Source organism: Kitasatospora sp. NPDC058048 (assembly GCF_042885555.1).
GTDB lineage: Bacteria > Actinomycetota > Actinomycetes > Streptomycetales > Streptomycetaceae > Kitasatospora > Kitasatospora lactacystinica.
In genome coordinates, this window is record NZ_JBHVRT010000026.1 from 81,545 (window position 1) to 104,562 (window position 23,018).

A 23,018-nucleotide genomic window follows, 5' to 3' on the forward strand; every position below is an offset into this window, starting at 1 on the left:
GCGGTGACGGACGGGTGCTGTCAGTGCTCGTGCGGTCCGGCTCGGTGGACCGGGCCGTGGGCGTCGGCGCAGTGCTCGACGGTGGAGTCGGCCGGGGTGGTGATCTGCAGCAGCGCGCCCGCCTCGTCCTCGCCGACGTGGTCGACCTGGAGGGTGGAGTGGGTGATGCCGTACTCCTCCGAGAGCCGGCGCTGCAGGGAGCGCCGCACCGCGTGGCAGTCGCCGCCCGGGGTGACCAGGATGTGCGCGGACAGGGCCGGCTGACCGGAGGTGATCTCCCAGATGTGCAGGTCGTGGATCTCCTCGACCAGCGGCTCGGTGACCATCCGGTCGGCCACCGCGTCCGGGTCGATCCCCGCCGGGGCGGCCTCCAGGAAGATCCGCCCGGAGTCCCGGACCAGCGCGATGCCGGCCTTGAGCATCAGCGCGACGACGATCAGCGAGGCGATCGAGTCGGCCCGGGCGAAGCCGGTGGTCAGGACGATCGCACCGGCGACGGCGGTGGCGATGAAGGCGTAGAGGTCGGTCAGTACGTGCTGGAAGGCGCCCTCGACGTTCAGCGAGCTGCGGTTGGCCTTGGACATGCACCAGGTGGCGGCGAGGTTGACCACGATCCCGACCAGTGCGGTGATCAGCACCAGTGAGCCGGTGACCTCCGGCGGTTCGAGCAGCCGGGTGATCGCCTCGTAGCCCAGCCAGGCCGACAGCACCAGCAGGGTGACCCCGTTGGCCTGCGCGGAGAGGATCTCGGCGCGCTTGAGGCCGTAGGTGTAGCCACCGCGGGCCGGGCGGGCGGCGAGCCGCATGGCGATCAGCGCGAGCACGATCGAGGCGGCGTCGGTGAGCATGTGGGCCGCGTCCGAGATCAGCGCCAGGGACTGGGCGGCGAAGCCGACCACGACCTCGCCGGCCATGAAGACGACGATCAGGACGAGGGCGCTGAGCAGCCAGCGGCGGTCCGCGTCGGCGGCTACGCCGTGCGAGTGGCCGCCGTGCCCGTGTCCTCCGGAGCCGTGCCCGTGCCCTCCGGGGGCGTGGGAGTGTCCGCCGGAACCGCGCGAGTGCTTCTGGTCATGCGCATGATCATCGTGCGAATGCTCGTGCCCGGCCATGGAGGTCCTCTCTGGGCGCACGGGTGGGAAAGGGGGCGCGGCGCGACCGCCCCGCAACCGAAGTGAACCGCAGAATCGACAAAGATCCAAAGGTTGTACTGGTGACCGTTGTCGTTCCCGTCCGGGCGGCCGGACCCGGCGCACTCCGCAGCCGCCCGACGGGCCGAACTCCCGTTCCCTCATGCCCAGTTGCGCTACCCCAGCGCCAGCGAGTCGAGGACCGCCGCGGTGGCCGCCCGGACCAGGGCCCGCATCAGCCGAAGGTCGTCCCCCTGCTCCGGATGCCACTGCACCCCGAGCGTGAACCCCGGACCCTCCACCGCCTCCACCGTCCCGTCCGGCGCGTGGGCGCTCACCCGCAGACCGGCCCCCAGCCGGTCGACGGCCTGGTGGTGGAAGGTCGGCACCTCCAGCTCGCTCTCCGGCAGCAGCCCGCCCAGCAGCGTCCCCGGCACCGGCCGCACCGGGTGCGAGCCGTAGAGCCCGGGCGAGCCGCCGTGCACGTCCACCGGCACCACGTCCGGCAGGTGCTGCACCAGCGTCCCGCCGCACACCACGTTCAGGATCTGCATGCCCCGGCAGACCGCCAGCAGCGGCATCCCCGCCGCCAGCGCCGACCGCAGCAGCGCGACCTCCCAGGCGTCCCGCTCCGGCGACTCGATCTCGGTCGCCGGATGGGCCGGCTGCCCGTAGTACGCCGGGTCGATGTCCGGCCCACCCGCGATCACCAGGCCGTCCAGCCGGGCCAGCACCTCCGGGGCGCGCTCCGGGACGTCCGGCGGCAGCAGGACCGCGATCCCGCCCGAGTCCCGGACCTGCGCGGTGTACCGCTCGGGCAGCAGGGCCACCCGGCGGCCCCGCCAATCGCTCCAACTCGCGTCCACCAGGTAGGTGCTGACGCCGATCAAAGGCCTGCGATCCATGGCGGGCATTCTCCCCCCGGGGCACCTGATCCACCGTCAGCCACGCGCGTCGGCGCGCCACGGGCACCCGACACCCACCCGCCCTCTTCCGCCCCGCGAGTCGCAGGCCGTACGGTTCGCTGTGACCGCTTGATCTCGAAGAGTGATCGAGGAGGAGGGTTCGGCATGTCCGAACTGCCCGAACAGGCCGCCGCCGGCTCGCCGGCCCGGCCGCCGCTGACCCTGGACGGGCTGCGGACCCTGGTGGACTCCGGCGAGGTGCACACCGTCGCGCTCGCCTTCACCGACATGCAGGGCCGCCTCCAGGGCAAGCGCTTCGCCGCCCGGTTCTTCCTCGACGAGGTCGCCGAGCACGGCGCCGAGGCCTGCGACTACCTGCTGGCCGTCGACGTCGACCTGAACACCGTGGACGGCTACGCCTTCTCCTCCTGGGCCACCGGCTACGGCGACTTCGCGATGCGCCCCGACCTCGGCACCCTGCGGCTGACCCCCTGGCAGCCCGGCACAGCCCAGGTCACCGCCGACCTCGCCCGGCACGGCGGCCACCCGGTGGACGCCGCCCCGCGCCAGCTGCTGCGCCGCCAGCTCGCCCGGCTCGCCGAGCACGGCCTGGCCGCCGACATCGGCACCGAACTGGAGTTCCTGGTCTTCCGCGACACCTACGAGCAGGCCTGGCTGGGCGGCTACCGCGGCCTGACCCCGGCGAACCTCTACAACGTGGACTACTCGATGCTGGGCACCGCCCGGGTCGAGCCGCTGCTGTCCCGGATCCGCACCGAGATGGCCGGCGCCGGCCTGGTGGTGGAGTCCGCCAAGGGCGAGTGCAACCTCGGCCAGCACGAGATCGCCTTCCGCTACACCGACGCCCTCACCACCTGCGACCAGCACAGCGTCTACAAGACCGGCGCGAAGGAGATCGCCGCCCAGCTCGGCTGCGCGCTCACCTTCATGGCCAAGTACGACGAGCGCGAGGGCAACAGCTGCCACATCCACCTCTCGCTGCGCGACGCCGTCGGCGCCCCCGCCTTCGCCGACCGGGACGGCCGGATGACGGACACCATGCGGTACTTCCTGGCCGGCCAGCTGGTCGCGCTGCGCGAGTTCAGCCTGCTGTACGCGCCGAACATCAACTCCTACAAGCGCTACCGCCCCGGTTCCTTCGCCCCGACCGCCGTCGCCTGGGGCCGGGACAACCGCACCTGCGCCTACCGGGTGGTCGGCCACGGCCCCGGCCTGCGGATGGAGAACCGGGTGCCCGGCGGCGACGTCAACCCGTACCTCGCGGTGGCCGGGATGATCGCGGCCGGCCTGCACGGGCTGCAGCGCAAGCTGGACCTGCCCGCGCCCTGCCTCGGCAACGCCTACGCGGTCGAGGAGTACGTCCGGGTGCCCGGATCGCTGCGCGAGGCGGCCGAGCTGTGGGCGGAGAGCGCACTGGCCCGCGAGGCCTTCGGCGACGACGTGGTCGAGCACTACCTGAACATGGCCCGGGTCGAGCAGGCCGCCTACGACGGGGCGGTCACCGACTGGGAGCGCTACCGATCCTTCGAACGGATGTGACGCATGACCGAGCCCGACGCGAGCGCCGGGAGCAGCACCGTCCGCAATCCCGCCACCGGCGAGGTGCTCGCCACCGTCCCCGACACCGCCCCCGAACGGCTGGACGCGGCCGTCCGGCTGGCGGTGAGGGCCCAGACCGGCTGGGCGGCGCTCGCCCCCGGCGAACGTGCCAGGCTGCTGCGCCGGTTCGCCGACCAGGTCGAGGCGCACGTCCCCGAGCTGGCCGCCCTGGAGGTGGCGGAGGCCGGCCACCTGCCGGCCAACGCCCACTGGGAGGCCGGCAACGTCCGGGACCTGCTGGAGTACGCGGCCGGGGGAGTGGAGCGGCTGACCGGCCGGCAGATCCCGGTGGCCGGCGGCCTGGACGTGACCTTCCACGAGCCGGTCGGCGTGGTCGGGGTGATCGCACCGTGGAACTTCCCGATGCCGATCGCCGCCTGGGGCTTCGCCCCCGCCCTCGCGGCCGGCAACGCCGTCCTGCTCAAGCCCGCCGAGGCCACCCCGCTGACCGCCCTGCGGCTGGCCGAACTCGGCCTCGCGGCGGGCCTGCCCGAGGGCCTGTTCCAGGTCGTCCCCGGCGCAGGCACCACCACCGGCCGGGCCCTGGTGGACCACCCGGCCGTCCGCAAGATCGTCTTCACCGGCTCGACCGTCGTCGGCAAGGAGGTCGCCGCCCGCTGCGCCGCCCGCGCCAAGCGGGTCACCCTGGAACTCGGTGGCAAGAGCCCCAGCGTCGTCTTCGCCGACGCCGACCTGGCCCGCGCCGCCGACCCGATGTCCTTCGCCGACAACAGCGGCCAGGACTGCTGCGCCCGCAGCCGGATCCTGGTCCAGCGCGAGGTGTACGAGGACTTCCTCGCCCTGCTGCTGCCCGCCGTCGAGAGCCTGCGCACCGGCGACCCGACCGACCCGCAGACGGAGCTCGGCCCGCTGATCTCGGCCGCCCAGGTCCGCCGGGTGGCCTCCTACCTCACCCCCGACCTGCCGGTGCTGGCCCGCGGCAAGGTCCCGGACGGGCCCGGTTACTGGTACCCGCCGACGGTCGTCGGCCCCGAGGACCCGCAGGTCCCGGCCGTCACCGAGGAGATCTTCGGCCCGGTCGCCGCCGTCCTGCCGTTCACCGACGAGGCCGACGCGCTGCGCCTGGCCAACGCCACCCGCTACGGCCTGGCCGGCTCGATCTGGACCAGGGACGTCGGCCGGGCGCTGCGCCTGGCCCGCGGCGTACGGGCGGGCAACCTGTCGGTCAACTCGCACTCCTCGGTGCGCTACTGGACGCCCTTCGGCGGCTACGGCGAGTCCGGGGTGGGCCGCGAGCTGGGCCCGGACGCGCTGCGCCACTTCACCGAGACCAAGAACGTCTTCATCCACAGCGAGGAGTGACAGCCCGATGAGCGAGAAGCACGCCGCGCGGGACGAGGCCGTCTGCCGCCGGCTGGTCGGCCGCACCGCCGTGGTCACCGGCGCGGGCAGCGGGATCGGCCTGGCCGCCGCCCGCCGGCTCGCCTCGGAGGGGGCGAAGGTGGTCTGCGCCGACCTCGACGAGGAGACCGGGCGGGCCGCCGCCAAGGAGGTCGGCGGACTGTTCGTGCACACCGACGTCACCGACCCGTACATGGTGGAGGCGCTGTTCGACGAGGCGTACGAGACCTGCGGCAGCGTGGACGTCGCGTTCAACAACGCGGGCATCTCGCCGCCCGAGGACGACTCGATCCTGACCACCGGCCTGGACGCCTGGCGCAGGGTCCAGGAGGTCAACCTGACCTCGGTCTACCTGTGCTGCAAGGCCGCGCTGCCGTACATGCGCCGGCACGGGCGCGGCTCGATCATCAACACCGCCAGCTTCGTGGCCCGGATGGGCGCGGCCACCTCGCAGATCTCCTACACCGCCTCCAAGGGCGGGGTGCTGGCGATGTCCCGCGAGCTGGGCGTGCAGTTCGCCCGGGAGGGCATCCGGGTCAACGCGCTCTCGCCCGGACCGGTGGACACGCCGCTGCTGCGCGAGCTGTTCGCCGCGGACCCGGAGCGGGCCGCCCGCCGGCTGGTGCACATCCCGCTCGGCCGGTTCGCCCGGGCCGAGGAGATCGCCGCCGCGGTGGCCTTCCTGGCCAGCGACGACTCCTCCTTCATCACGGCGAGCGAGTTCCTGGTGGACGGCGGCATCTCCGGGGCGTACGTCACCCCGCTGTAGCCGCCGCCGGTGGGAATCCCGGCCGCGCCGGCCGTGCCGGACGGGGTTCTCACCGGAATCTCATCGAAAACGGCGGGAATTCCCGGCTGCGCTGATTTCGCGTTTATCCGGCTGCCTTTAGATTCTCTTCTGTGAGCGAGCAGATTCCCGCCGGGTGGTACCCGGATCCCAAGGACACCACGAGCGACCCGAGGCCGCAGCGGTGGTGGGACGGCAAGGGCTGGACGGCCGACACCCGGCCCGCACCCTCGGACGCCCCCGCGTCGGACACCCCCGCGCCGGGCGCGGCCGAGCAGCCCACGGTGCTGGAGGGCGAGGTGCTGGAGAGCGGCCCGACCGTCCGCTACCCGGAGCCGCCGCCCTTCGGCGCCGCCTACGGCACGCCCGGCGGGCCGCCGCGCAAGGCCCGGCGCAAGCCCTCCAAGCTGGTGCTGGCGACCACCGTCGCCGCCCTGCTCGGCCTGGGCGTCGGCGCCGGGGTCACCTACCTCGCGACGGACGGCCACGGGGACCGCGCCCCGCGCAGCGCCCGCCCGGCCCCGCAGGGCGGCTACGGCCCGTGGGGCGGCGCCCCGGACTTCGGGGACCCCGGCAACGGCGGCAACGGCGGGAGCGGGAACGGCAAGGGCGGGAACGGCGGCAAGGGCGGGAACGGGGGCGGCAACGGCGGCGGCCGGACCAGCCCGAACGCCGACAAGGCGATCGACGTGGTCAACCGGCTCACCCTGCCGGTCCCGGACGGCTGGGAGGCCGGCACCACCCAGGACGGCTACGCCTCGCTCAGCGTCGGCACGTACACCTGCGCGGACGGCAAGGGCAGCTGCTCCCTCGGCGGCGTGAACACCGGCCGGATCAGCGGCGGCGGCACCGACGCCCAGGCGGCGGCCAAGGCCGACATCGCGACGGCCGCCAAGGACGCGTACGGCGACGTCACCGGGCACCAGGAGCTCAAGTCCGAGGCCGTGAAGGTCAACGGCCAGGACGGCTACCTGGTCCGCTGGAAGGTGGACGCGCCCAAGGGCAACAACGGCTACGTGCAGACCGTGGTCTTCCCGTCCGCCGACGGGAAGTCGCTGGTCTCGGTGCACTTCGGCTTCGACATCGCCGACAAGTCGCCCGACGTCGCGGTGATGGACACCGTCGTCCAGGGCATCTCCGTCTACAAGGGCAAGCTGCCGAGCATCCCCGGGCTGCCCGGGACGGGCTCCGGCTCCGGCGGGTCCGGTGCGGACGGCGGCGTCGGAGGCACCACCACCTGAGCACCGCGCTCCTCACACGGCGGCGGCCCACCCGGGAGGGAACCCTCCGGGTGGGCCGCCGTTCGTCGTCGTACGGGCGGTGCCACGGGAGCCGGGCCGGACGGGGGTGTGCCGGCCCGGCTCCCGTGCCCGGCGTCAGGAGTCGCGTCGAACAGCCTCGACGCGACGGCGCCGGAGCACCATGCCGGCCCAGCCGACACCGATCGCGGCAGCGCCCGCGAGCAGCAGCGGACCGGTGGCCGAGGTGCCGCCCACGGCCGCGGAGGCGGTCGGGATCACCTGGCCCGCCGGGGAGTTCGGGTCCCCGCCGTGGCCGTGGTGGGCGACCGTGGACTTGGACGCGTCGGCCGCGATCTGGGCGTCGCTGGGAGCGGCCGGGGCCTGGGCGGCGAGCGCCGACACGGCCGTGGTGGAGGCGCCGAAGTCGACGTCGGAGCAGGAGTAGAAGGCCTCCGGGCTGTCGCTGCGCTGCCACACCGTGTAGAGGACCTGGCGGCCGGTGCGCTGCGGCAGGGCGCCGGAGTAGGTGTAGAACCCGTTGACCGCGTTGCGGTCGACCTGCACCTTGGCCACCGGGGCCGGGTCGAGGTCCGACCACTTCAGCGGCTTGGTCGGGTCGTAGCCCGCCTTGGTGATGTAGACGGTCTGGGTGCCGACGTGCGGCGCGGTGGTGCGGAACTGGAAGGTGAAGGAGCCGGCCTTCACCGCGGTGGCCGGCCAGTCGGTGCGCGGCCAGTCCAGCGCCGCGTACTTGTCGCGGTTGGCCGAGCAGAGCTTGCCGTCCGGGATCAGCGCCTGGTGGTTGCCGTTGGCGTTGGCGATGTTGACCTCGTTCCAGTCGTACAGCGGCTGGGTGCCGCTCGCGGCGACGAGGTCCTTGCAGACCTGGGACACCGGGTGCTCGGGGCCCTCGGCGTAGCAGGCGGCGACCCGGCTGACGGGGTTGGTCATCGTGCCGTGGGCGCTGGCGGTGCCGGCGGTGGCACCGGCCACCGCGAGGAGCGCGGCGCCGATCACGCCGACGGACAGGGCATTGCGCTTGATGGACATGGGGTGGGGACTCCTTGACCGTCGTTCCGGGCACGTGTGGGGGAGGAGCGGGCACGCCTGCCCGTTCGGGGGCCGCCGGCCCGGCGCACGGCCCCCGGCCAGAGCGTAGGATTGGTCTGGACCAGATGGCAATAGCCGCGCGTACTGTGCTTGTTGACGGACTGTAGGCCCCCGAGCAGCGCAAAGGCCCGACGGACGGCCGTGGTTAGCCGTTCCATCGGGCCCCGTTAAGGCTCCGGAAAGGTCAGCGCCGCATGTCGTGGATGATGCCGGCCTGGATCACGAGGTCGCTGTTGACGGTCGAGTTCCCGTCGATGGTGTTGATGATGTACGTCCCGCCCACCTTGTTGAACCGTCCGGGGGCGAACTCCGCGAGGATCTCGAAGAGTTCCTCGGCCGCCTGCGGCTCCGTCCGGAACAGTGTGCGCAGCCGGTTGCGCAGGGCCGCGGCCTGGTCGGCCAGGACCTCCTGGTCGCCGTCGGCCTCCAGCACCTCGGCGCGGATCACCTCCAGCTCGGCGCTCGCCTCCTCGTCCCGCTCGCCGCGCCCGAACAGCCGGGCGATCCGTGAACCGGCCTGATTCCATGCGGCCGTGGCCATCAGGCCGGCCACGGAGGCCGCTCCGGACCTCACCATCTCCTGCACGAGCTCGGCATCCATGCGATCCCTCCCGGTTCCAGCTTCAGTGTCGGCACCACGGTAGGGCAGAGCCGGACGAAGCGTCAGAGGAACGTCCTGCCCTCGCCCCGGTACGTCGGCACGGTCCGTACGATCCGGTCGCCCTCGATCAGGTGCAGCTCGGCGAAGCGTTCGCACAGCTCACCCGCCTTGGCGTGCCGGAACCAGACCCGGTCGCCGATCAGCAGGTCGTCCGCCGCGGAGCCGAGCAGCGGGGTCTGCACCTCCCCGGCGCCCTCCATCGGGTCGTAGCGCAGCCCGGCCGGCAGGTACGGCACCGGCGAGCGGTCCGGGCCGGCCGCGCCGGAGGCCGGGTAGCCGCCGCCGAGGACGGTCACCACGCCGAGGCCGGGGCGGCGAACCACCGGCTGGCCGAAGAGCGCGGCCGGGCGGCCCCGGAACGTGCGGTAGTTGTCGAACAGCTGCGGCTGGTACAGCCCGGAGCCGGCCGCGACCTCGGTGACGGCGCGTTCGGCCACGGTGGACTCCACGCTGCCGGTGCCGCCGCCGTTGACGAACTCCAGGTCGGCCACCTGTCGCAGTCGCCGGACCGTCGCCGCGCGCCGCTCGGCCAGTTCGGCCCGGGCCTTGGCCTGCATCAGCCGGATCAGCCCGGAGCGCACCGGCCGGCCGGGCACCCGGTCGCCCACCCCGGCGACGTGCCCCTCGTACGCCATCAGGCCGACCACCCGGAAGCCCCGGCGGCGCTGGACGAGCTCGGCGAAGGCACCGAGGTCCTCGGGGGTGCGCAGCGGGGAGCGCCGGGCGCCCACCCTGACCCGGCCGCCGAGCAGGTGCAGCGAGGTGTCCAGCTCCAGGCAGACCCGCACCTCGGCGTCGCCGCCGCGGGCCCGGTCGATCAGGTCCAGTTGGGCGGGGTCGTCCAGGACCACGGTGATCTCGCGGGCGGCCCCGGGGTCGGCGGTGAGTTCGGCGAAGCCGGCCCGGTCGGCGGAGGGGTAGGCGAGCAGGATGTCGCGGACGCCGGTGCGGGCCAGCCAGAGCGACTCGTCCAGGGTGAAGCTCATCACCCCGAGGAAGCCGTCCACGGCCAGCGCCCGCTCCAGCAGCGCCCGGCAGCGGATCGACTTGCTGGCCAGCCGGATCGGCTTGCCGCCCGCCCGGCGGACCAGGTCGGCGGCGTTCGCGTCGAACGCGGCGAGGTCCACGACGGCCACCGGCCCGTCCAGGTGGGCGGTGGCGCGGTCGTACCGGAGGCGGTCGGAGACCGGGGCGGGCGCGGTCGCGGGTGCGTCGAGGATCACCATGGCCGCAGGGTGCCACACCGCGCTACCGGTGGGTAGGCCCCGCGTACGGGGAACGTGCAGGGAAATGGGGCCGCTCGCGCGCGGTGGCATAGGGTCGGGCGGGTGGACCGCAAAGACTTCTCCAACCCGGCGTTCGTCGGCAAGAGCATCCCGAATCCCGGCTTCTCCGACGACGACGGCACCGCCGACCCGGCGCTCACCGAGGCCCTCGCGCGCTGGTCGCGGGACGGCGCGGCCAAGTCGGAGGTGCTGGCGGCGCTGACCCCCACCCGGCTGATGGTCCCGATCGTCGCGATCCTCGGCGAGGTCGAGGTGGACGCGCACGGGCACCGGCACGAGAAGACCAGCGACATGGCCGTCCCGGTGCTGGAGGCCCCGGACGGGCGCCGCGCGCTGCCGGCCTTCACGTCGCTGGAGGCGCTGGCCCGCTGGCGCGCCGACGCCCGTCCGGCGCCGACGGCGGCCCCGCAGGCCGCGATGGTCGCCTTCTCGGAGCGGGCCGACACGCTGCTGATCGACCCGGCCGGGCCGGTGCCGTTCCAGCTGAGCGGCGCCCGGCTGCGGGCGCTGGCGGAGAACCGTCCGTTCCTGCCGCCGGCCCTGGACCCGGAGGTGCGCGAGGCGGTCCGCGGGCTGCTGGCGGCGGAGCCGCAGGTGGTCACCGGGCTGCTGGCGGGCTCGGAGGGCTCGGACGGGCTGCTCGCGGTGGTGTTCGACCCGGCGCTGGACCAGGCGGGCCTGCAGGCGGCCGCGCAGCGGGTCGGGCGGGCGGTGGCCGCGGACCCGCTGCTGCGGGTGCGGCTGGACCGGGGGCTGGACCTCGCGGTGCTGCCGGCGAGTGCGGAGCTGCCGGGGGAGCCGCTCTACAGGCGTTGACGGAGCGGGAGGTCCGGCACGCGCGTGCCGGACCTCCCGCGAGCGGTCTCAGGAGTAGACCGGCCCGGTGAACTTCTCGCCCGGGCCCGCGCCCGGGGCGTCCGGGACGATCGAGGCCTCGCGGAAGGCGAGCTGGAGCGAGCGCAGCCCGTCGCGCAGCGGCGCGGCGTGGAAGTTGCTGATCTCCGGGGCGCCGGCGGTGACCAGCCCGGCCAGTGCGGTGATCAGCTTGCGGGCCTCGTCCAGGTCCTTGTCCTTGTCGCCGCCCTCGGCGAGACCGCACTTGACGGCGGCGGCGCTCATCAGGTGCACCGCGACGGTGGTGATCACCTCGACGGCCGGGACCTCGGCGATGTCGCGGGTGAGGTCGTCGAAGCCGATCGCGTCGTCGTCCGCGCCGGGGTTCTGGGTGGGCTCGCTGCTCAAGGTGGGCTCGTTCCATCGTGTCGGTCTGTCCGTACCCATGGAGCGTACAAGGGCCCCTTCGGTACCAGGACGCGGCCGTATCCGCGCCGGGAGGCGGCCGTTCCCCGCACTGGGAGGAGGCCGCGCGAGGGGGCGGAATAGCGTTCGCCCCCCCGACGCTGTAAGCTTCGAGACTGACCGGCCGGGATCCCGTATGGGCACTCGGCCAGCAAGTGGAGGCTCCACTGAGGAGGCCCGAGAGGGCAACCGCGAAAGTCTCCCACCTGGTCGGCCTTCGGGTCGACGGGTCCCGGTCCGCGACGGGCGCCCCTGGCGCCGAGTCGCCGCAGCGCCCCTCACCGGGCGTCGCCCCCGGTTGTGTGGAGCCCCGCTTGTACCGAGCGGGGCTTTTTTCGTGTGGCGGTGTACGTACCGGACAGCGCAGCACGAATGAAGCCCCGCCCAGTGGTCGAGTCCACTACGTGCGACCGCCGTCCGACGGCCGCATCGCAGAAGGTGCAACCGAGGAGGCCCCATCAGCACCGAGCCCCGCATCAACGACCGGATTCGCGTCCCCGAGGTGCGACTCGTCGGTCCCAGCGGCGAGCAGGTCGGCATCGTGCCGCTTGCCAAGGCGCTGGAGCTCGCGCAGGAGTACGACCTCGACCTGGTCGAGGTCGCGGCGACCGCCCGGCCGCCGGTGTGCAAGCTCATGGACTACGGCAAGTTCAAGTACGAGTCGGCCATGAAGGCCCGTGAGGCGCGCAAGAACCAGGCGCACACGGTCATCAAGGAGATGAAGCTCCGGCCGAAGATCGACCCGCACGACTATGACACCAAGAAGGGTCACGTCGTCCGGTTCCTCAAGCAGGGCGACAAGGTCAAGATCACGATCATGTTCCGCGGTCGTGAGCAGTCCCGCCCCGAGCTGGGCTTCCGTCTGCTTCAGCGGCTCGCCGACGACGTCCAGGACCTGGGCTTCGTGGAGTCCTCGCCCAAGCAGGACGGCCGCAACATGATCATGGTCCTTGGTCCGCACAAGAAGAAGACCGAGGCGATGGCCGAGGCCCGCGCCCTCGCGGACGCCCGCAAGGCCGAGCGTCAGGGCCGCACCGCCGGCTCCGACGCCGCCGCGGACACCGAGGACGAGGACGTCGTGACCGACCTCGATGTCGAGGTCGAGGACGTCGAGGTCGAGGACGTCGCGACTGAGGTCGAGGACGTCGCGACCGAGGCGCAGGACGCCCCGGCCGAGGCGCCGGCCGTCGAGGCCGACGCTCCGGTCGAGCAGCCGGCCGCCTCCCAGGGCGCCTGAGCCCTCACCGGCCAGGAGGCCCGGGAGACCGGCCCCCAGGGTGACGGGGCGGCCCGCCCGGTCACCGCAGATCCATCCAGTTCACGCCCGCGCGGCGCACGTCGCGCGGGCGCGGACGGGACTGACGAGGAGATACGGCGAAATGCCGAAGCAGAAGACGCACAGTGGCGCCAGCAAGCGCTTCAAGATCAGTGGCTCTGGCAAGGTGCTGCGCGAGCGCGCCGGCCGCCGCCACCTCCTGGAGCACAAGCCCTCGACGCTGACCCGCAAGCTGGCCGGGACCGTCGAGCTGGCCCCCGCTGACGCCAAGAAGATCAAGAAGCTTCTCGGCAAGTGATCGCCCTCCCGCCCGGCGCGAGCCGCGAGCGGGGCAGCTGATCCTTCCCGACCCATTCGAATGACGGACCACGTGAAGTAGTCCGTGGTCCAATCCAAGGAGTAATCAAGTGGCACGCGTCAAGCGGGCAGTCAACGCCCACAAGAAGCGCCGGGTCATCCTGGAGCGCGCCAGCGGCTACCGTGGCCAGCGTTCGCGCCTGTACCGCAAGGCCAAGGAGCAGGTCACCCACTCGCTGGTCTACAACTTCAACGACCGCAAGAAGCGCAAGGGCGACTTCCGTCAGCTGTGGATCCAGCGCATCAACGCTGCGGCCCGTGCCAACGGCATCACCTACAACCGCTTCGTGCAGGGCCTGAAGGCCGCCAGCGTCGAGATCGACCGCAAGATGCTGGCCGACCTGGCCGTCAACGACCCGGGTGCGTTCGCCTCCCTGGTCGAGGTCGCCCAGAAGGCGCTGCCGGCCGACGTGAACGCCCCGAAGGCCGCCGCCGACGCCGCCTGATCTTCCGAGATCGGTTGAGCTCTGACCGGACCCGCAGGCTCGCCTGCGGGTCCGGTCCTGCTTTTCCCCCTCCTTCAGCGCCTCCGGAGAACGAGACCATGCCGAGCACCGACACCCCCCTGCTGACCTCCCTGCGCTCGCCGCGCGTCGTGGCCGCCCGCCGGCTGGCCAAGCGCAACCAGCGCACCAAGGAGCGCCGCTTCCTGGCCGAGGGCCCGCAGGCCGTCCGGGAGGCCATCGCCTTCGGCAGGCTGCCGGGCAGCGGCGAGCACGCCGTGGTCGAGGTCTACGCGACCCCGGAGGCCGCCGAGCGGCACGCCGGCATCGTCGAGGCCGCCCTGGTCGAGGGACTGCCGGTGCTGACCGCCACCGACGAGGTGATCGCCGAGATCTGCGACACGGTGACGCCGCAGGGCATCGTGGCGCTCTGCCGCTTCATCGACACCCCGTTCGCCGAGGTGCTCAAGGCCCGTCCGAAGCTGGTCGCGATCCTCGCCCACGTGCGCGACCCCGGGAACGCCGGCACGGTGCTGCGCACCGCCGACGCGGCCGGTGCGGACGCCGTGGTGCTCACCGACGCCTCGGTGGACCTCTACAACCCGAAGGCCGTCCGGGCCTCCGTGGGCAGCCTGTTCCACCTGCCGGTGGCGGTCGGGGTCCCGGTCGAGGAGGCCGTCGGCAGGCTGCGCGAGGCCGGCGTCCGGGTGCTCGCCGCGGACGGCGCGGGGGAGCGCGACCTGGACCAGGAGCTCGACGAGGGCACCCTGGGGGCGCCCGGCGCATGGGTGTTCGGCAACGAGGCCTGGGGGCTTCCGGAGGAGACCCGCGCGCTCACCGACGAGGTCGTGCGCGTCCCGATCCACGGCCACGCCGAGAGCCTCAACCTGGCCACCGCGGCGGCGGTCTGCCTGTACGCCTCCGCGCGCGCCCAGCGCTCGCCCGGCGGCTGCCGTTCGAACGCCTGACGCACCCGGGGGCGCGTCAGGATCCACGCGGCAAGCCCTACTGCACGGGCCTGGGAGGCGCTAGGGTCTGCCTCGGTGGGGGGAACGGCACGGTGGGTAATCGGGGAGGCAACCCATGGTCGGCAGCGGACCCGAGCTCGACCCGGACGACCTGCCGGACGGCCTGGTGGTCGCCGACGCGCTGGGCCGGGTGGTCTGCTTCAACCGGGCCGCGGCCCGGCTCACCGGCGTGCTCCCGCAGGCCGCGCTCGGCAGCGGACTGGAGGACGTCCTCCCCCTGGAGGACCTGGACGGCCGCCGCTGGTGGCCGCTGACCGACCCGTACGGCGGTCTGGCCACCCGCACCCGCCAGCCGGAGCGCAACCTGCTGCTGCCCGGGGGGCGCGAGGTGCTGGTCTCCGCCCGGTACGTGCGCAGCGCGCCGTGCGGGCCGCTGGAGCGCCTGGTGATCGCCCTGCGCGGCACCGAGGCCCGGCGCCGCACCGAGCGCAGCCACGCCGAGCTGATCGCCACCGTGGCGCACGAGCTGCGCTCCCCGCTGACCAGCGTCAAGGGCTTCACGGCGACGCTGCTGGCCAAGTGGGAGCGGTTCACCGACGGGCAGAAGCGGCTGATGCTGGAGACCGTGGACGCGGACGCCGACCGGGTCACCCGGCTGATCGCCGAGCTGCTGGACATCTCCCGGATCGACTCCGGCCGGCTGGAGCTGCGCAAGCAGGTGGTCGACCTGGCCGCGGCGGTGCGCCGGCACGTCGAGCGCAAGGTCGCCACCGGCATCCCCGAGGACCGCTTCGACATCCGGATCGGCGAGCCGCTGACCGTCCTGTGGGCCGACCCGGACAAGGTCGACCAGGTGCTGGCCAACCTGCTGGAAAACGCGGTGCGGCACGGCGAGGGAACTGTCACCATCGAGGTGGCACCGGCCAAGGAGGTCGTCGAGGCGCCCGTCTGGGAGCGCAGCGGCACCCCGCCCCGCATCGTGGAAGGCACAGCGGTCACCGTGAGCGACGAAGGCAGCGGCATCCCCGAGGAGTCGATGCCCCGCGTCTTCACCCGCTTCTGGCGCGGCTCCAAGCGCGGCGGCACGGGCCTGGGCCTTTACATCGTCAAGGGCATCGTGGAGGCCCACGGCGGCTCGATCCGCGTCGACCGCGCGCCCGGCGGCGGCGCCCGGTTCCGATTTATCCTGCCCGCCGGGGTGCCCGACTTCATGCTCTGAAGGAGCATGAACGACAAGCACGGCATGCTCTGAAGGAGCATGAACGACGAGCACGGCATGCTCTGAAGGAGCATGCACGGCAGGCGCACCGCCTGCTCGGAGTTCCCGAGCAGGCCGGACGTCGTCTCCCCGGACGGGCTTCGCGGCAGCGGTGATACCCGCTGCGACTACACTCGACCTTTGGCGTTGGCCCAAAGACCTTGAGCACGGACGAGCAGGAGCACGGGAAAGATAGAGATGTCGGCACCCAACAAGTCGTACGACCCGGTCGAGGTCGAGGCCCTCAAGCCCGAGGTGGTGGAGCAGGCGCGGGACGAGGCGATCGCCGCGTTCGCCGCCGCCGGCTCCCTGGACGAACTGAAGCAGGCCAAGGTCGCCCACACCGGCGACCGCTCCGCGCTCTCGCTCGCCAATCGCGAGATCGGCGCTCTGCCCCCGCACGCGAAGGCGGCGGCCGGAAAGCTGATCGGCCAGGCCCGCGGGGCGGTCAACCAGGCCCTCGCCAAGCGGCAGGCCGAGCTGGAGGCGGAGCGCGACGCCCGCGTGCTGGTCGAGGAGGCGGTGGACGTCACGCTGCCGTACGACCGCGCCCCGCGCGGCGCCCGGCACCCGCTGACCACCATGGCCGAGCGCATCGAGGACACCTTCGTCGCGATGGGCTACCAGGTCGCGGAGGGCCCCGAGGTCGAGGCCGAGTGGCTCAACTTCGACGCCCTCAACCTGGGCCCGGACCACCCGGCCCGCTCGATGCAGGACACCTTCTTCGTCCGGGCCCCGGACGGCTCCGCCGACTCCGGCGTGGTGCTGCGCACCCAGACCTCCCCGGTCCAGGCCCGCACCATGCTCGACCGCGAGCCCCCCGTCTACGTGGTCTGCCCGGGCCGGGTCTACCGGACCGACGAGCTGGACGCCACCCACACCCCGGTCTTCCGGCAGGTCGAGGGCCTCGCGGTGGACGAGGGCATCACCTTCGCCGACCTCAAGGGCACCATCGAGGTGCTGGTCGAGAAGCTGATCGGTGGCGGCCTGGAGCTGCGCTGGCGCCCGTCCTACTTCCCGTTCACCGAGCCGAGCGCGGAGATCGACCTCCAGTGCTTCGTGTGCCGCGGTGCGAGCGTCGGCAACCCGGACCGGCCGTGCCGGACCTGTTCCTCCGAGGGCTGGATCGAGCTCGGCGGCTGCGGCGTGGTCAACCCGCGGGTGCTGGTCGCCTGCGGCGTCGACCCCAACCGCTACAGCGGCTTCGCCTTCGGCCTGGGCCTGGAGCGGATCCTGATGAATCGTCACAACGTCGCCGACATGCGCGACATGGTCGAGGGTGACGTCCGCTTCACCCTCCCGTTCGGGATGGAGATCTGATGCGCGTCCCGCTTTCCTGGCTGCGCGAGTACGTCGACCTGCCGGCCGGCGAGACCGGCCGTGACGTCGCGGAGCGCCTGGTCCGGGCCGGCCTGGAGGTCGAGACCGTCGAGCAGATCGGCACGGACCTCAAGGGTCCGCTGGTGGTCGGCGAGGTGCTCTCCATCGAGGAGCTGTCCGGCTTCAAGAAGCCGATCCGGCACTGCTTCGTGAACGTCGGCGACGCCAACGGCACCGGCGAGCCGCAGGAGATCGTCTGCGGCGCGACCAACTTCGCCGTCGGCGACAAGGTCGTGGTCGTGCTCCCGGGCGCCGTGCTGCCCGGCCCGTTCCCGATCGCGGCCCGCAAGACGTACGGCCACACCTCGGCCGGCATGATCTGCTCCGCCCGCGAGCTGGGCATGGGCGACGACCACGACGGCATCATCGTGCTCCCGCCGGAGTTCGAGCCCGGCACCGACGCCATCGAGCTGCTCCAGCTCGTCGACGAGGTGCTCGACATCGCCGTCACCCCGGACCGCGGCTACTGCCTGTCCATGCGCGGCGTGGCCCGTGAGGCCGCCGCCGCGTACGGGCTGCCGCTGGCCGACCCGGCGCTGCTCGACGTGCCGCCGGCGAACTCCTTCGGCTACCTGGTGAAGGTCAACGACCAGACCGGCTGCGACCGCTTCGTGGCCCGTACGGTCGTCGGCGTCGACCCGAACGCCAAGTCCCCGATCTGGCTGCAGCGCCGGCTCCAGAAGTCGGGCATCCGCCCGATCTCGCTGACCGTCGACATCACCAACTACGTGATGCTGGAGGTCGGCCAGCCGCTGCACGCCTACGACAAGCAGCGCGTGTCGGGCCCGATCACGGTCCGCCGGGCGGAGCAGGGCGAGAGCCTCACCACCCTCGACGGGGTCGAGCGCAAGCTCTCCGCCGAGGACCTGCTGATCTGCGACAACAGCGGCCCGATCGGCCTGGCCGGTGTGATGGGCGGCGCCTCCACCGAGATCCTCGACCCGGCCGCGGGGCCGGGCACCACCGAGGTGATCATCGAGGCGGCGCACTTCGACGCGGTCGCCATCGCCCGCAGCGCCAAGCGGCACAAGCTGCCCTCCGAGGCGTCCAAGCGCTTCGAGCGCGGCGTCGACCCGGAGGCGGCCCGCGCCGCCGCGCAGCGCGCCGTCGACCTGCTGGTCCTGATCGCCGGTGGCACCGCCGAGGCCGGGGTCACCGACATCGCGGCCCCGCACCCGGTGCGCACCATCACCATCGCCGCCGACCTGCCCGACCGGGTGGCCGGCACCGGGTACGGCCGCGAGACCGTCACCCGGCGCCTGCAGGAGATCGGCTGCTCGGTCTCCGGCGCCGACGTCCTGGAGGTCACCCCGCCGACCTGGCGCCCGGACCTCACCGACCCGTACGACCTCGCGGAGGAGGTCATCCGGCTGGAGGGCTACGACAACGTCCCCGCCCGGATGCCCGACGTTCCCCCGGGCAAGGGCCTGACCGAGGCCCAGCGGGTGCACCGCCGGATCGGCGTCGCGCTGGCCGGGGCCGGCTACGTCGAGGTCAACAACTACCCGTTCCTCGGCGAGACCGCCTTCGAGGCGCTCGGCCTGGAGGCGGACGACCGGCGCCGCCGCACGGTGAAGCTGGTCAACCCGCTGAACGACGAGGAGCCGGCGCTGCGCACCACGCTGCTGCCGGGCCTGCTCGGCGCGCTGCGCCGCAACGTCGGCCGGGGCAACACCGACCTGGCGATCTTCGAGACCGGCACCGTCTTCCTGCCCAAGGACGAGCTGAGCGTGGCCCCGCGTCCGGCGGTCGACCACCGGCCCAGCGACGAGGAGCTGGCCGCGCTGGACGCCGCGCTGCCGGACCAGCCGCGCCGGATCGCCGTCGCCCTCGCGGGTGAGCGGCTGCCGTCGGGCTGGTGGGGCAAGGGCGCCCAGGCCTTCTGGGCGGACGCCGTCGAGGCGGCCCGCACGGTGGCCCGGGCGGCCGGCATCGAGCTGACCGTCCGGCAGGGCCAGCTGGCCCCGTGGCACCCGGGCCGTTGTGCCGAGCTGCTGGTGGCCGGCACCGACCGGGTGGTCGGCCACGCCGGTGAGCTGCACCCGCGGGTGGTCAAGGCGCTCGGGCTGCCGGCCCGCACCGCCGCGATGGAGATCGACATCGACCTGCTCACCGCCGACGGTGCCGAGCGGGTCAGCGGCCCGACCGTCTCCGGTTTCCCGGTGGCGACCCAGGACGTCGCGCTGATCGTCGACACCGCTGTCCCGGCCGCCGAGGTCGAGGCCGCGCTGCGCTCCGGCGCGGGCGAACTGCTGGAGGCCATCCGGCTGTTCGACGTGTTCACCGGTGAGCAGGTCGGCGAGGGCAAGAAGTCGCTGGCGTACGCGCTGCGCTTCCGCGCGACCGACCGCACCCTGACCGCCGACGAGGCGACCGCCGCCCGCGAGGCGGCCGTCGCCGAGGCCGTCGCCCGCACCGGCGCGGTGCTGCGCGGCGTCTGACGCGACCGTAGTACCCAGGAGGGCCCCGCCCCGGACCACGAGTCCGGGGCGGGGCCCTTTCCGCTTCCCCGGGTTGACGCTGCCCGGGGTTGACGCTGCCCCGGGTTGACGGTGCGTCGGTCCATCGTTTATCTCTTTACCTATGGAAGTAGATAAAGACGATGCCGGCCAGCCCTCCCCGATCGAGTTCCGCCTGGACCCGGCCTCCGGCGTCCCGACCTACCTGCAGCTCGTGCAGCAGGTCGAACAGGCGCTGCGGATGGGCTGGTTGACCGAGGGGGACCGGCTGCCCCGGGTGCGCGAGGTGGTGGCCGGGCTGGCGATCAACCCGAACACCGTGCTCAAGGCGTACCGCGAACTGGAGCACCGCGGCCTCGCGGCCGGCCGCCGGGGCCAGGGCACCTTCGTGCGGGGCCTGCCCGCCGGGGTGGTGCCGCTGCGCGAGCGGGCCGCGCTGCGCCGCGGGCTGCTGGACTGGATGCGCTCGGCGCGGACCGCCGGGCTGGACGAGGAGGGGATGGCCGCGGTGTTCGAGGACGCGCTGCGCGACCTGCGCGAGGACCGGGGCGGGGTGGTGGCCTGATGGCCGTGGACACGGTGATCGACTGCGCCGGGCTCGGCAAGCGCTACCGGCGCTCCTGGGCGCTGCGGGACTGCCGGCTCGCCGTCCCCGCCGGGCACGTGGTGGCCCTGGTCGGCCCCAACGGCGCCGGCAAGACCACGCTGCTCGGCCTGGCCGCCGGACTGACCCTGCCGAGCGAGGGTGCGCTGACCGTCCTCGGCGACCAGCTGCCCGGCTCCCCGCGCGCGTTGGACCGGATCGGCTTCGTCGCCCAGAACGCCGCGCTCTACCCCGGCGTGCCCGTGCGCGACCTGCTGGCGATGGGCCGTCACCTCAACCGCCGCTGGGACGACGCCCGGGCCCGTACCCACCTGGACGGCCTGGGCATCCCGCTGGACCGCAAGTACGGCCGCCTCTCCGGCGGTCAGCAGGCCCAGGTCTCGCTCGCGCTGGCGCTCGCCAAGCGTCCCGAACTCCTGCTGCTGGACGAGCCCCTGGCCGCTCTCGACCCGCTCGCCCGGCACGACTTCATGGCCGTGCTGCTGACCGCGGTGGCCGAGGACGGGATGTCGGTGGTGTTCTCCTCGCACGCCGTCAACGAACTGGAGCAGAGCTGCGACTACCTGGTGGTGCTCGGCGCCGGCCGGGTCCAGGTCGCGGGGGAGGTGGACGACCTGCTGGCCGGCCACCGGATGCTCACCGGCCCGACCGCCGAGGCCGACCGGGTGGCCGGGCAGTTGCCGGTGGTCCGCGACCGCCGGGCCGGCGCCCAGTCCCACCTGCTGGTCCGCACCGGCGGCGTGGACGCCCCGGTCTCCGGCTCCTGGCACCAACAGCGCGTCGGGCTGGCGGAGTTGGTGCTCGCCTATCTGCGCGAGCCGGCCGCCTCCGCCCTCCCCGGCCCGCGCGGGGCCGTTCCCCCGAACGAGAAGGTGCTGTTGCCGTGAGCTCCCTGTCCCTCGCCCCGCCCCGCTCCGCCGTCCTGCGGGCGGCCGGGCTGCGGCACCGGCCCGCGCTGCTGACCCTGCTGACGGTGATGGCCGCGATCTCCCTCGGGCTGCTGGTCCACGGCTGGTACCTGCACGACGGCCTGGCCCGCAGCGGCGCCGCCTCCTGCGACCCGGCCACCGACGCCTGCATGGCCATGTACAAGCAGTTCCTGCGCGAGTACGGCGACGGCCTGCTGGCGCTCGACTCCGTGTTCTACGTCCTCGGCGGGGCTTTCGGGGCCTTCCTCGGAGGCCCGCTGCTGGCACGGGAGTTCGAGCACGGCACGGTGCGTTTCGCCTGGACCCAGGGCGCCGGGCGGACCCGCTGGACGGTGGGCGGCCTGGTCATGGGCGGCGCGGTGCTGGCCGTCGTGGCGGTGCTGTTCGGACTGCTGCTGCGCTGGTGGAGCGGGCCGCTGACGCTCCGGGTCGGGGAGTTCAGTCCGGAGGTCTTCGTGCAGACGCCGCCGGTGCTGGTCGGACGGGTGCTGGTGGCCTTCGGGGCCGCGGTGCTGGCCGGTGCGGTGCTCCGCCGGACGGTGGTCGCGGTGGGGGCCGGCCTGGCGGCCTCGGTCGCGCTGCCGTTCCTCGCCCACTCCGTGCGCGCGCACTACCTGCCTCCGCTGGAGGACGCGGTGCACTCCATGAAGCCCATGGCGCTGGACGACCGCTGGGTGCTGAACGTCTGGTTCTCCGACCCGGCCGGGAAGCGGATCCCGACCGGCGCCTTCTACGACATCGGCGGGGACTTCGCCCACCTCCAGGAGCTGGTGCGCGACGGCGGCTACACCGCGCACGAGGTGTACCAGCCGGCGAGCAGGTTCTGGCCGTTCCAGTTCATCGAGTTCGGCTGGACGCTCCTGCTCGCGGTGGCGCTGTGCGCGGCGGCGGTCTGGTGGGTGCGGCGCCGGGCGTTCTGAGCCCCGGTCGTCAAGATCTCTTGAAGAGGTTCCGTCAAAACCCTTGCGGGAGTGCGGCGTCAGGGCTTTTCCTTTTTCTCGTTAGGAAAGTTTCCTAACCCACGAGGAATCGGAGCGTCCCATGCGCCCTCAGCCCCGTCGTGCCCTCCGCATCGCCCTCGCCGCCGCCCTGGTGGCCGCGCCGCTGACCGTCGCGGCCACCTCGGCGGCCCAGGCCGCCCCGTCGCCGGCCGCCGCCGTCCAGTTCAAGGGGGTCGGGCTGGACGACCCGCACAAGAAGGACATCGCCATGCAGCTGGTGTCCAGCGCGGAGAACTCGTCGCTGGACTGGAAGGCCCAGTACAAGTACATCGAGGACATCAAGGACGGCCGCGGCTACACCGCCGGCATCATCGGCTTCTGCTCCGGCACCGGTGACATGCTGGACCTGGTCCAGCACTACACCGACCTCAAGCCCGGCAACATCCTGGCCAAGTACCTGCCGGCCCTGAAGAAGGTCAACGGCAGCGAATCGCACGCCGGCCTCGGCTCCGCCTTCGAGAAGGACTGGGCCACCGCCGCCAAGGACACCGTCTTCCAGCAGGCCCAGAACGACGAGCGCGACCGGGTGTACTTCAACCCCGCCGTCAACCAGGCGAAGAGCGACGGCCTGCGCGCGCTCGGCCAGTTCGCCTACTACGACGCCATCGTCATGCACGGCCCGGGCAACAGCTCGGACAGCTTCGGCGGCATCCGCGCCGCCGCCATGAAGAAGGCCAGGACGCCCGCCCAGGGCGGCGACGAGGCCACCTACCTCAAGGCCTTCCTGGACGCCCGCAAGGTGGTCATGAAGAAGGAGGAGGCGCACTCGGACACCAGCCGGGTCGACACCGAGCAGCTGGTCTTCCTCAACGCCAAGAACTTCGACCTCAACCCGCCGCTGAAGTGGAAGGTCTACGGCGACAGCTACGCCATCAACAGCTGACGCCCCGGCAGGCGAAAGGGCCCGGCGGCCGTGAACCGGCCGCCGGGCCCCGCCGTCCG

22 protein-coding genes are annotated in these 23,018 nt (G+C 73.1%); 16 read left to right on the forward strand and 6 right to left on the reverse strand.

The window, feature by feature from the left end; translation table 11 throughout:
- Positions 1-20 precede the first annotated feature (20 nt).
- A complete protein-coding gene (locus tag ACFVVA_RS25855; RefSeq protein WP_387693074.1) occupies positions 21-1,112 on the reverse strand; it encodes a cation diffusion facilitator family transporter in 1,092 nt (363 codons plus the stop codon).
- 194 nt (positions 1,113-1,306) lie between these two features.
- Positions 1,307-2,035, reverse strand: coding sequence for a gamma-glutamyl-gamma-aminobutyrate hydrolase family protein (locus ACFVVA_RS25860; RefSeq protein ID WP_387693076.1), 729 nt, complete (start codon positions 2,033-2,035; stop codon positions 1,307-1,309).
- Between the two features lie 165 nt (positions 2,036-2,200).
- On the opposite strand from ACFVVA_RS25860, the gene ACFVVA_RS25865 reads away from it, so the two are divergent.
- From ACFVVA_RS25865 to ACFVVA_RS25880, 4 genes are all read left to right on the forward strand, one after another.
- Entirely contained in the window at positions 2,201-3,595 is a 1,395-nt protein-coding gene (locus ACFVVA_RS25865; RefSeq protein WP_387693078.1) for a glutamine synthetase family protein, read from the forward strand.
- 3 nt (positions 3,596-3,598) lie between these two features.
- A complete protein-coding gene (locus tag ACFVVA_RS25870) occupies positions 3,599-4,978 on the forward strand; it encodes an aldehyde dehydrogenase family protein (RefSeq protein WP_387693080.1) in 1,380 nt (459 codons plus the stop codon).
- A gap of 7 nt (positions 4,979-4,985) precedes the next feature.
- Positions 4,986-5,786 (forward strand): 3-oxoacyl-ACP reductase, encoded by an 801-nt coding sequence (locus ACFVVA_RS25875; RefSeq protein WP_359905904.1) that lies wholly within the window; start codon positions 4,986-4,988, stop codon positions 5,784-5,786.
- A gap of 131 nt (positions 5,787-5,917) precedes the next feature.
- Positions 5,918-7,045 carry a DUF2510 domain-containing protein gene (locus ACFVVA_RS25880; RefSeq protein WP_387693084.1) on the forward strand — a complete coding sequence of 376 codons (1,128 nt, stop codon included), beginning with the start codon at positions 5,918-5,920 and terminating at the stop codon, positions 7,043-7,045.
- A 135-nt stretch (positions 7,046-7,180) separates the two neighbouring features.
- On the opposite strand, the gene ACFVVA_RS25885 is transcribed toward ACFVVA_RS25880, so the two are convergent.
- The 3 genes from ACFVVA_RS25885 to ACFVVA_RS25895 form a co-directional block, all read right to left on the reverse strand.
- Positions 7,181-8,095: a lytic polysaccharide monooxygenase gene (locus tag ACFVVA_RS25885; protein WP_387693086.1), complete on the reverse strand. Its 915-nt coding sequence runs from the start codon at positions 8,093-8,095 to the stop codon at positions 7,181-7,183.
- A 244-nt stretch (positions 8,096-8,339) separates the two neighbouring features.
- On the reverse strand, positions 8,340-8,756 hold the full coding sequence (locus ACFVVA_RS25890) for a hypothetical protein (protein WP_380552978.1): 417 nt from the start codon (positions 8,754-8,756) through the stop codon (positions 8,340-8,342).
- Between the two features lie 62 nt (positions 8,757-8,818).
- Positions 8,819-10,042 (reverse strand): amino acid deaminase/aldolase, encoded by a 1,224-nt coding sequence (locus ACFVVA_RS25895; RefSeq protein ID WP_387693088.1) that lies wholly within the window; start codon positions 10,040-10,042, stop codon positions 8,819-8,821.
- Between the two features lie 102 nt (positions 10,043-10,144).
- Here ACFVVA_RS25895 and ACFVVA_RS25900 point away from each other — a divergent pair, with 102 nt between their 5' ends.
- The gene (locus ACFVVA_RS25900; RefSeq protein ID WP_387693090.1) at positions 10,145-10,918 is read left to right on the forward strand and encodes an SseB family protein; all 774 of its coding nucleotides are present in this window, start codon (positions 10,145-10,147) and stop codon (positions 10,916-10,918) included.
- A gap of 48 nt (positions 10,919-10,966) precedes the next feature.
- Here the strand turns inward: ACFVVA_RS25900 and ACFVVA_RS25905 are convergent, their stop codons facing one another.
- A complete protein-coding gene (locus tag ACFVVA_RS25905) occupies positions 10,967-11,383 on the reverse strand; it encodes a DUF1844 domain-containing protein (RefSeq protein ID WP_380352725.1) in 417 nt (138 codons plus the stop codon).
- 475 nt (positions 11,384-11,858) lie between these two features.
- Between ACFVVA_RS25905 and infC the strand changes: the two genes are divergently transcribed.
- The 11 genes from infC (at position 11,859) to ACFVVA_RS25960 (ending at position 22,959) form a co-directional block, all read left to right on the forward strand.
- Positions 11,859-12,638: a translation initiation factor IF-3 gene (infC, locus tag ACFVVA_RS25910; RefSeq protein WP_387693155.1), complete on the forward strand. Its 780-nt coding sequence runs from the start codon at positions 11,859-11,861 to the stop codon at positions 12,636-12,638.
- 142 nt (positions 12,639-12,780) lie between these two features.
- A complete protein-coding gene (gene rpmI / locus ACFVVA_RS25915) occupies positions 12,781-12,975 on the forward strand; it encodes a 50S ribosomal protein L35 (protein WP_030055648.1) in 195 nt (64 codons plus the stop codon).
- Between the two features lie 109 nt (positions 12,976-13,084).
- Positions 13,085-13,480 carry a 50S ribosomal protein L20 gene (rplT, locus tag ACFVVA_RS25920; RefSeq protein WP_030055649.1) on the forward strand — a complete coding sequence of 132 codons (396 nt, stop codon included), beginning with the start codon at positions 13,085-13,087 and terminating at the stop codon, positions 13,478-13,480.
- 98 nt (positions 13,481-13,578) lie between these two features.
- Entirely contained in the window at positions 13,579-14,445 is an 867-nt protein-coding gene (locus ACFVVA_RS25925; RefSeq protein ID WP_359905921.1) for an RNA methyltransferase, read from the forward strand.
- 115 nt (positions 14,446-14,560) lie between these two features.
- Complete coding sequence (locus ACFVVA_RS25930) at positions 14,561-15,664, forward strand: ATP-binding protein (RefSeq protein WP_387693093.1); 1,104 nt, start codon at positions 14,561-14,563, stop codon at positions 15,662-15,664.
- 237 nt (positions 15,665-15,901) lie between these two features.
- The gene (gene pheS / locus ACFVVA_RS25935; protein WP_387693095.1) at positions 15,902-17,023 is read left to right on the forward strand and encodes a phenylalanine--tRNA ligase subunit alpha; all 1,122 of its coding nucleotides are present in this window, start codon (positions 15,902-15,904) and stop codon (positions 17,021-17,023) included.
- Positions 17,023-19,524 carry a phenylalanine--tRNA ligase subunit beta gene (pheT, locus tag ACFVVA_RS25940; RefSeq protein WP_387693098.1) on the forward strand — a complete coding sequence of 834 codons (2,502 nt, stop codon included), beginning with the start codon at positions 17,023-17,025 and terminating at the stop codon, positions 19,522-19,524. The genes pheS and pheT overlap by 1 nt, the downstream gene beginning before the upstream one ends.
- A gap of 142 nt (positions 19,525-19,666) precedes the next feature.
- Positions 19,667-20,107: a GntR family transcriptional regulator gene (locus tag ACFVVA_RS25945; protein WP_387693100.1), complete on the forward strand. Its 441-nt coding sequence runs from the start codon at positions 19,667-19,669 to the stop codon at positions 20,105-20,107.
- On the forward strand, positions 20,107-21,033 hold the full coding sequence (locus tag ACFVVA_RS25950; RefSeq protein WP_387693102.1) for an ATP-binding cassette domain-containing protein: 927 nt from the start codon (positions 20,107-20,109) through the stop codon (positions 21,031-21,033). Before ACFVVA_RS25945 ends, ACFVVA_RS25950 begins: the two co-directional genes overlap by 1 nt.
- Positions 21,030-21,995, forward strand: a complete 966-nt coding sequence (locus ACFVVA_RS25955) for an ABC transporter permease subunit (RefSeq protein WP_387693104.1) — start codon at positions 21,030-21,032, stop codon at positions 21,993-21,995. Before ACFVVA_RS25950 ends, ACFVVA_RS25955 begins: the two co-directional genes overlap by 4 nt.
- Before the next feature lie 121 nt (positions 21,996-22,116).
- Positions 22,117-22,959 (forward strand): chitosanase, encoded by an 843-nt coding sequence (locus tag ACFVVA_RS25960; RefSeq protein ID WP_359905939.1) that lies wholly within the window; start codon positions 22,117-22,119, stop codon positions 22,957-22,959.
- Positions 22,960-23,018: the final 59 nt, after the last annotated feature.